Annotated in this window: 6 protein-coding genes and 1 pseudogene; 5 read left to right on the top strand and 2 right to left on the bottom strand. The window is 74.1% G+C overall.

Annotated features, from left to right (window positions below; genetic code table 11):
- Positions 1-324 precede the first annotated feature (324 nt).
- The 4 genes from ACFYZB_RS42295 (at position 325) to ACFYZB_RS42310 (ending at position 6,843) form a co-directional block, all read left to right on the top strand.
- Positions 325-2,415 (top strand): phospholipid carrier-dependent glycosyltransferase, encoded by a 2,091-nt coding sequence (locus tag ACFYZB_RS42295; protein ID WP_388767211.1) that lies wholly within the window; start codon positions 325-327, stop codon positions 2,413-2,415.
- Positions 2,416-2,493: 78 nt separating this feature from the next.
- Positions 2,494-3,411: a MurR/RpiR family transcriptional regulator gene (locus ACFYZB_RS42300; RefSeq protein ID WP_388767212.1), complete on the top strand. Its 918-nt coding sequence runs from the start codon at positions 2,494-2,496 to the stop codon at positions 3,409-3,411.
- Positions 3,412-3,855: 444 nt separating this feature from the next.
- Positions 3,856-4,236: a hypothetical protein gene (locus ACFYZB_RS42305; protein ID WP_351211711.1), complete on the top strand. Its 381-nt coding sequence runs from the start codon at positions 3,856-3,858 to the stop codon at positions 4,234-4,236.
- A 192-nt stretch (positions 4,237-4,428) separates the two neighbouring features.
- On the top strand, positions 4,429-6,843 hold the full coding sequence (locus ACFYZB_RS42310; protein WP_388767213.1) for a SpoIIE family protein phosphatase: 2,415 nt from the start codon (positions 4,429-4,431) through the stop codon (positions 6,841-6,843).
- A gap of 282 nt (positions 6,844-7,125) precedes the next feature.
- Here the strand turns inward: ACFYZB_RS42310 and ACFYZB_RS42315 are convergent, their stop codons facing one another.
- Together ACFYZB_RS42315 and ACFYZB_RS42320 are read right to left on the bottom strand one after the other, a co-directional pair.
- Complete coding sequence (locus ACFYZB_RS42315) at positions 7,126-7,599, bottom strand: flavin reductase family protein (RefSeq protein ID WP_388767216.1); 474 nt, start codon at positions 7,597-7,599, stop codon at positions 7,126-7,128.
- A gap of 165 nt (positions 7,600-7,764) precedes the next feature.
- Positions 7,765-8,418 carry a peptidoglycan-binding protein gene (locus ACFYZB_RS42320; RefSeq protein WP_388767214.1) on the bottom strand — a complete coding sequence of 218 codons (654 nt, stop codon included), beginning with the start codon at positions 8,416-8,418 and terminating at the stop codon, positions 7,765-7,767.
- A gap of 148 nt (positions 8,419-8,566) precedes the next feature.
- Between ACFYZB_RS42320 and ACFYZB_RS42325 the strand changes: the two are divergent.
- Positions 8,567-9,304 (top strand): annotated as a pseudogene (locus ACFYZB_RS42325) (lyase); the annotation flags it as partial.
- Between the last annotated feature and the right edge of the window lie 58 nt (positions 9,305-9,362).

The following is a 9,362-nucleotide window of genomic DNA, read 5'->3' on the forward strand; positions in this document are numbered from 1 at the left end:
CGGCCGCAAGGCACCGCTGACGGTGCAGCACCTCGCCCTGATCGGCGACTCCGCGGTGCCGGCGCTGCACCTCGACCCCGAGCGGCCGCCGGCCGAGGGCAGCACCCTGCCGGTCCTCGACGCGCCCAGGCTGCGCGGCCGGTTCACCAGGATCGAGGTGAACTCCGAGCGGCTGCGGGCCGTACCCGTGTACACGGCAGAAGGTCTGTCGGTACGACTCGTGAAGCGGTGACGCCTGCGGCGGCGGGAGCGGTGCGACAGTAGGGCCATGATCCGGCCCACGACCGTTCCCGCCGCGCCCCGGCCGGTGCCACCGCGGGGCGGATGATGGCGCGCGAACAGCACCTGCTCCTCACCCGTGCGGCTGCCGCCGAGGGGCCGCCACGGCCGGCCCCCGGCCGCCCGTACGCCTGGCTGCGCCGCCACCGGCGGTGGCTGGTTCCCCTGCTGGCCGGGGTGTTGCTCGCCCAGATGGCCGCGGCGGTGGTCACCGCGGCCGTCCAGCAGACGCCGACCATCGACGAGCCGGTGTACGTCGCGACGGCGACCGACTATCTGCACGAGCACCGGATCCGTTACAACCCCGAACACCCGCCGCTCGGCAAGCTGCTGATCGCGGCCGGTGTCGCGGTGGCCGACCCGCACTACGACCCCTCGTACACCGGCACCCAGGGGGATGTGGGCCGGCATCTGCTCTACGAGTCGGGCAACGACCCCTGGCGGGTGATGCTGTGGGCACGGCTTCCGGTGATCGTGCTGACCCTGCTGTTCGGGCTGGTCGCCTTCGCGTTCGCGCGGGAACTGACGGGTCGGGCGGGCGGTCTGGTGGCGCTCGCGCTGTACGCCTTCTCGCCCGATCTGATCGCCCACGGCTCGCTGGCCACACTGGACGTGCCGATGGCCGGATTCGTCCTGACCTCGGCCTGGCTGGTGTGGCGGGCCCGGCGCCGGCCCGGGCTGTACCTGCCGCTCGCCGGGGCGGCTCTCGGCGCGGCCGTGGCGACGAAGATGAGCGCGCTGTCGGCGGTCCCGGTGCTGCTGGGCCTGGCCGCGCTGTCCGTCCTGGCTGCACGCCGGGCCCCTGCGCCGCCACCGGGGGACCGGCCGGGCCCGGGCACGGACAGCGGACGCGAGGCGCCGAGGACGGGCGGACCGGACACCGGCGCCGCCCGGGATCAGGAGGCACCGCACACAAGCGGCCGTCGGGAGCAGGGGACAGCGCCCACCAACAGGCCGTACACGGGCGACGGCCGAGAAGGGCGGGCACCGCAGACCGACGGCCCGGACCAAGGACACGGCCGGGAACACGACGCCCGACCGACCGGCCGGCCCCCTGCCGGCCCGGGCCGGGCCCGACGGTCGCTGTCCGCCCTCATGGCCCAGGCCGCCCCTCGCCGGGGCAAGGCCCTGTCCCCGCAGCCCGGCACGGCCGAAACGCGCCTGCACACAGCTCCGTCCGTCCTCGCGGGTGCCCCCGGCGGACGGCGGCGGACGGTGGCGGCGGCGCTCGCCGGGGCGGTCGTGGTGGCGGTGGTGGCGGTCGCCGTCGTCTGGGCCGCGTATCTCGCCGTGGACCCCGGCCTGCGGTTCACTCCCGCCGAACCCGTACCGGCCCTGCACGGGCTGCGCGGCCGGCTGGTGGATCTGCTTCCCGTCCCCGGTGCCTACCGGGCGGGCATGCGGGTGCAGTTCGGTCTGGAGGACCAGCCGTGGCAGGGGTATCTGTTCGGGCACCTGTACACCGGCTCGCTCTGGTACTACCTGCCGGCCGCCCTGCTGGTGAAGACGCCGCTCGGGCTGCTGGCGCTGGGCGCGGCGGGTGCGGTGGCGGTCGTGGCGGTACGGCGGCTGCGGCGGGCGGCGCCGTATGTGCTGCTGCCGCCCGGGGTGCTGCTCGCGGCGGCCATGACGGGGTCACGGGACTTCGGGACGCGGTACGCGCTGTTCGTGCCGATGTTCCTCGCGGTGGCGGCGGCCTGTGTGCCCCGGCCCGGCCGGCGGTGGACGGCCGCCGTGGCGGCCGCGCTGGTGCTGTTCACGGGCGTGAGTTCGCTGCGGACCTTCCCGTACTACCTGCCGTACGCCAACGAGGCCTTCGGCGGCCCCGCCCGCACCCACCGGCTGCTGCACGACTCCAACGTGGACTGGGGACAGGACTTGGGCCGGCTCGCCGACCGGCTCCGGCAGCGGCACGGGGGCGAGCGGGTGTGGCTGGTGTACAAGGGCAGTGGTGTGCCGTCGTACTACGGCATCCACGCCGCCGATCCGCGCACGGTGCCGCCGGAGCGGGTGCACGGGCTGCTGGTGGTCTCCGACTCCGCCCTCGCCAAGGCGCGCGGACGGCTCGCCGAGCTGGTCGGCAGCAGTCGGCCGGCCGGTGACGTGGGGCATTCCATCAGCCTCTTCCGGCGCTGAAACCTCCTGCTCAACCCGCTGTTCCTGACGGTGGGTGAGCTATGTTGAGTGCTTGTGGCAGAAAAAGGAGGCGGACCGGTGCCCTCGCCGCAGCAGGCACGCGCACAGGCATCAGCGATCACGTCCGGCAAGACCGTGCCCGCGGCCGAGGCCGCCCCGACCTCCCGGCTCAGGGAACTCTTCGACGGCCCCCGTCTGTCGCCGGGGCAGCGGCGCATCGCCCAGTACCTGATCGAGCACATCACCGAGGCCGCGTTCCTGTCCATCACCGAGCTGGCCGACCGGGTCGGGGTCAGCCAGCCCTCGGTCACCCGCTTCGCCGGCGCCGTCGGCTTCAGCGGCTACCCCGCCCTGCGCGAGAGGCTGCAGTCGATCGCGCTGAGCACCCTGGCCGGCGGGCCTGCCGAGGAGAACCGGGCCAACGAACTCCAGGCGGCCGTCGACGCCGAGATCGAGAACCTGGAGAACCTGCGGCGGGACTTCGCCAACCCCGACGAGATCATCCGCGTCGGCCGCGAGCTGTCCCGCTCCACCCCGCTGACGGTGCTGGGCCTGCGCATCTCGGAGTCCCTCGCCGAGTACTTCGGCTACGCCGCCCGCCGCATCCACCCCGACGTGCGGCTGGTCACCCGGGGCGGCAGCGTGGCCTACGACGCGCTGCTGCAGTGCCGTGAGGCCGGCGGCACCTGGGTACTGGCCTTCGCCATGCCCAGGCACTCCCAGGAGACGCTCCAGGCCGTCCGGGTGGCCCGCGGCGCCGGTCTGAAGGTCGCCCTGGTGACCGACCTCGCCCTCGGGCCGGTGGCCGACGAGGCCGACGTCACCTTCGCCACCGGTACCGGCTCACGGCTGGTGTTCGACTCCTACGCCGCGCCGGGCGTGATGGCCGCCGCGCTGCTGCAGGCCATGACCGACGCCGATCCGGAGCGCACCCAGGCCCGCCTGGAGAAGTACGAGCACCTCTCCGACCAGCACCAGTTCTTCCTGAAGGACTGAATCGGGCACGTTTCTGCGCCCCTGCACCGGGTGCGGTGAAGATCCTGCGGTCTCCCCTGCCACGGACGGGGATCATCCACGACAAATCACGCATGAATGTTTTCATACGTCTTGCAAAGCGGACGGCATATATAAATACTGCTCACGGATCGCGCCCGGCCCACTCCTGGCGCGTTCCGCACCCGCGGACCCACCGCTCGCACACCGCCCCGAGAAAGCCGACGGACCGCCCATGCGTACGCAAGTCACCGCGCAGCGCCGGTCGCCGACGCCCGGGGCCCCTGCACGGACACCCCCCGCCGCCGTCCCCTACCCACGTCGGCGCGCGGGGTGTACCGGGGCGCATCGTCTGCGCGACGCGCCCGTGGCGGCCCCGGCCATCCCCTAGGCCGGGGCCGCCCCGCACCCCGTCGACCACCCACACGACGCCGCACACCGGAAGCGATGATCATGCCTCTGACCAGCACGCGTATCAGCCCTGACTGGCCCTGCCAGGTCAAGGAGCCGGGCTCGTACGACTGGGAGCGCTCGGCGGCCAAGTGGCTGCGCGACCTCATCCCCGCGCGCTACGCCAGCTATCCGGCCCTCATCCGCCACCCCGTCCTGCTCGCCCGGCACGCCCAGCTGCAGGTCCAGCAGGAGATACGGGTCGCCCGGACGGCCCTGCAGACCGCACGGGCCGAGCTGCCGATGCTGGGCCTCCCCGAGTCGGTCATCGAGCACACGATCAAGCTGTACGCCGCCGAGGTGATGCAGCTGCAGCACATCGCCCGAAGCGTCCGCGCGGTCAGCGAGGCCCTGGCCGCACGTGGCACGGGCCGCTGATCCACCGGGCCCGCACCGGGCTGACGACCTCGCAGGCCCTGTGGCTGCGGTCCGTGCAGACGACTCGCTCCACCGCCGGACGGTCGTACGGAGCCGGTGTGGAAGGTGGCGCGAAGCCGGTGTGAAGGTCGTATGAAAACCGGATCCCGCGGACGAGTGATCGAACGGCCCCCGGTGTGCCATGCTCATCGCGTGACGAGCGAGCGCGCGCACCCGGTGGACCACGCCGGCGACGATCTTGTCGCACTGGCCAGGATCGTGGCCCGGCAGCGCGCCGAGCTGGAACGGCTGCGGGACCTGGCCGCGACCTCGGCGGTCGTGGAGCGGGCCAAGGGCGTGCTGATGGCCGTCACAGGGTGCACCGCGGAAGCCGCGCACGAGGAGTTGCAGCGGTGCGCCGGGGACGGCAACCGCACGCTCGTCGAACAGTGCTGGCTCACCCTCGGTGCCCTGCTGCCGCCGAACGAGAGACCGCCCGGCACGTCCGCGGCCCCCGTCGGACCGCCGGCCGCCGGCACGTGGAACGCCGCACCCACCGGCACGGCGGACCTCGCGAAGACGCTCGGGCGCATCGGCCGGGACCTGGTCCGGGCGGACACGCCGCACGAGCTGGCCCGGTGTCTGCTGGACCACATCGCGCCCGAGACCGACGCCGACGCGGTGATGCTGTACGAGCGGCTGCCCGAGGGCGGGCTCGAACTGATCGGGCACGCCGGGGTCGACGCGACCCTCGCCGCGCAGTGGCGGTACGTCCCCCCGGTCCGCGGAGTGGCCGCGCTCGACGCCCTGGGGTCCGGTGAGCCGCGGTGGCTGGAGGACCACTCCGGGGACCGCGACCGGTACCTGCTGATCGGGGAGCCGCCGGAGCGCTGGGCCAGCAGGGCCTGGTTGCCGGTGCCGGTGCCCGACGGCGAGACCGCGTGTGTCGCCCTCGGCGTGCTGCGCAGGCGCGGCGGGTCGTTCGAGCCGCGCGAGCGGGACCTGCTGCTGGCCGTGGCCCGGCTCTGCGCGGGCCGGCTGCGCGCCTTCGGCCTTCCCCCGGAACGCCCCGGCGAGGCCGTCTCCCGGACCGTGCAGGCGGTGTTCGACGCGCTGCCGGGTGCGGCGATCCTGCTGACTCCGCTGCGCGCCGCCTCCGGCGAGGTGGAGGACTACCGCATCGAGGCCGCCACCGCGGAGACGGTCGACGTGCTCGGCCGGTCCGGCCGGGAGATGGTCGGCAGACAGGTCCTGGAGTGCTACCCGTCCGTCGCGGGCGAGGCGCTGTGGCACGGCTGTCTCCGGGCGCTGGAGGCGGGCGTGCCGTTCGAGAGCGAGCCGTTCGTCTACCACGAGGTGGCCGGCGAGGTGCCCGTGACCGGCACCTACTCGGTGCGGGCCGCCCCGCTGGGCGAGGGCCTGCTGGTCACCTGGCTGCGGCACGAACCCGCTCAGCGGCAGGCGCAGCGCCTGGCCGATGTGCAGCGGCTCGGCAACCTCGGCTGGGCCAACTGGAACCTGATCACCCGGGAGAGCTCGTGGTCCGAGCAGGCCTATGCCGTGCTCGGCCGGTCCGCCGCGGAGCAGCCGCTCGCTCTCGAACGGCTCCCGGACCTCGCCCTGCCGGAGGACGCGGGCCCGCTCACCCACGCGATCGTCGAACTGACCCGCCACGCCCGGCCGTTCGACGTGCCGTTCCGCATCGGGACGAACGGGGGTGTCCGGCATCTGCGACTGGTGGCGGAGGCCGTCACGGCGCCGGACGGCACCGCCGTCGAGGTGCGCGGCTTCGTCCAGGACCTCACCCGGCAGCGGAGCGCGGAACTGGCGCTGGTGGAGAGCGAGCGGGCGATGCTGCTGCAGCGCGGGATCCTGCAGGCCGAGCGGGCCCTCGCCGCCCGGCTGCAGCACGCGCTGCTGCCGCTGCCGAGCAAGCCGGTGCGGCGGGCGGGGCTGCGAGTCGAGGTCGCGTATCTGCCCGCGCAGTCCGGCATCCACGTGGGCGGCGACTGGTTCAGCGCCATCGAACTCCCCGGCGACGACGCGCTGTTCGTGGTCGGTGACGTGGCGGGCCACGGCGTCGACGCCGTGGCCACGATGGCCCAGCTCAGGTTCACCGCGAAGGGGATGGTCAGCACCGGCTCCTCGCTGACCGAGGCACTGGCGGGGCTCAACTACCTGCTGCTGCACTCCCCCGACAGCCAGGCCACCGCCACCATGGTGCTCGCCCGCTACCACCCCGGCCGGCGCGTGCTCGGGTGGGCGCAGGCCGGGCATCTGCCGCCGCTGCTCGTGCGCGGCGGCGAGGTGCGCTATCTCGACCGGCCCGCCGGCATGCTGCTCGGCGCGACCGCGGCCCCCCTCTTCGAGGCGGCGGAACTCCGTCTGGAGCCCGGGGACCGGCTGCTGCTGTACACCGACGGTCTGGTGGAACGCCCCGGTGAGAGCCTCGACGCGGGCCTGGACCGGCTGGCCGAAGCGGTGCGCGCCCAGGGCTGCGGTGACTGCGGATCACTGGACGCGCTGCTCACCACGATGCTCGCGGAGGAGGGGCGGGACGACGTGTGCGTGGTGGACATCAGGATGCCGCTGGACGACGTGACGGACGCGCCGGACACGGACGACTAGGGCCACACCGCGCCGGGATCCGGTGACGGTCCGCGGGGTGGCGGGGCCGCGGATCAGTCGTCGTCACGGTGCCGCCAGTACCAGCACACCCCGACGACCAGGGCCAACAGGAAGACGGCGGGCACGAGGAGGCCCGGGATGCGGGAGGCGGTCATCGGGCCGGCTTTCGGTAGTGGTGCGGGGGAACGCGCGACGCTCGGCCGCGGGGCTGCCCATGATGGGGGCCGGGCCACCGCCGGGGCAATGCCTTTCGTCAGGGCGTTGCCCGGTGTTCGAACCCGTTCAGTCCACAGGGTGACCTGCGTGGATGCCGGCCGCGTCGGACAGGCGCAGCAGCGGCCCGCCGCGCCCCCCGCCCCACTGCACCGGGTCCAGGACGAAGCCGACGTGGTCGCCGCCGTCGGTGCGGTGGAGGATGGTGCCGACGAACCAGGCCGCCGTGTTCCGCAGCACCACCGCGCCGCCGTAGCCCTCCGTCCAGTCCAGGCGCGCGAACTTGTCGGTCCTGTCGCCGGTCCGGCCGCCGAGGAGTTCCGCGAGGTCCCGTTGGTCGCGGGTGAGCAGATGGACGGCGAGGTGCTGTGCGGCCCGGGCGACGCGGTAGGTGTGGTTGGCCTTGGACAGCCAGACCGTGAACCGGAGCGGCCGGATGGAGCACTGCGAGGCGAAGCCGACCAGACACCCGGCCCGCTCCCCGTCGGCCACGGCCGTGACCACACACATGTCGGGGTTCAGCCGCTGGAAGAAGCCGTCCATGGAGCCGTCCATGCCTTCCTGCGGGCCGGCTCCGGCCACGCTCGCCGCACCGTCCACGTCCGTCATGGCACCGCGCTCCCGTCCGCCGCTACGGCCCGGCCTCGGCGTGCACACGGAGGCCCGGGCACGGTCCGCGCCGCTCTCCCGGGGTTCCCCGCGTACCGCTCATGAATCGTCGCCCGGGCCGGTCCGCGACTCCAGCGCGCGGCGCGTGTCGTCGCCGTAGACGCCGGTCTCGTCACCGCTGATGCCGTACCAGAGCTGGAACCGGGCCACGGCCGCGGTGAGGCCGGCGTCGTAGGTGCCGCTGGTGGAGCCGTCGCGGTAGACGTCCGGGATGCGGAGCAGCCGTTTCTGCAGTTCGGCGACGCCGGGGCCGGTGTCGCCCTGGCGGAGCGTGCCGGGGCCGTCGGGGTCGGTGGCGGTGGTGGGCGCGGGGGATGCGGTGGGGGCCGGTGCAGCGGGGGGCGGTGCGGTCGCGGCCGGCCGGTGCGGGGGCACGGTCGCCGCGGCCTGCTCGCGGCCGGGCAGGAGCAGCGCGCCGCCGAACCCGAGGAGGGCGGCGGCGGCCACGGCCCCGGCGACGGCCGTCCGGCGCAGGACGCGGGGCCGGTCGTCGGCGTGGGGAGGAGTGCGGACCGGCGGTACGGGCGGCAGTTCCTGCGTCTCCGCCTCGTCGGCGTGCGCCGCTCGCGCCGGGGCGCTCTCCATCTCGCGCATCAGCTCCGCGAGGCCGTCGAGGCGGCGGGGCCGCAGCACCCGGACGGGTTCCAGGACCGGTCCGGGACGCGGCCGTTCGGGATCGGGCGGTGTCGGCACCTGGATCTCCTTCCGTCGTCCCCGCACTGAGATACGGCGACGCGGGTGGCGCCGTTCAGGGTCGACCGGCCACACCGAAACGATCGGAACACGCAACTCCGAAAGAGGTATTGAGCGTTTGAGAAAGCGCGTGCTAGAAAGCGCCGTCATGACGACTCCTTGGTCACGCCGTGGTTTTCTGGCCGTCTGTTCGGGAACCGCTCTCGCCCTGGGTCTCGGGACCCGGGCGTTCGCGGCGTCGGACGAGTTCGCGACGCTCCGGGCGAGGTGGCGCACCCTGATCCTCGGCGAGGGCTTCGACCCCGCCGCCGAACCGTTCACGAGCCGGCTCGCCGACCTGGGCACGACGGCGGGCCGGTACCGGGCCACGATGGCCCCCGCCCCCGGCTCCCTGTGGCCCGACCTGGTCTACGCCGACCCGGACCCGGACACCGACCAGGAGTCGTACGGCTACTCGGGCAACATGAACACCAGTTGCACCCGGCTGAGCACGCTCGCACAGGCCTACTCCCAGCCCGGCACCGGCCTGACCGGCGACGCGGATCTGCGGGACGCGGTCCTCACCGGCCTTGACCACCTCCACGGCGACGTCTACAACGCGGACCAGACCCGCTACGGCAACTGGTACAGCTGGCAGATCGGCGCCCCGCAGGCACTGCTGGACGTGTGCGTGCTGATGTACGACGCCCTGCCGGCCGGCCGGCTCGCCGGCTACCTCGCCGCCGTCGACCACTTCGTGCCCGACTCGGCGGTGGCGAGCTACAGCGGGACGAGCACGGGCGCCAACCGGGTCGACCTGTGCCGGGTGCTGGCGCTGCGCGGTGTCGTCGGGGGGGGCGCGGCCCAGGTCGCGCGCGCCCCCGACCCCCACACCCCCCGGTTACCCGACGGCGCCACCCCGGACCGCCAGTAACCCCCCCGCGCGGTCATACACCACACCACCC

The organism is Streptomyces sp. NPDC001852 (assembly GCF_042891825.1).
Lineage (GTDB): Bacteria > Actinomycetota > Actinomycetes > Streptomycetales > Streptomycetaceae > Streptomyces.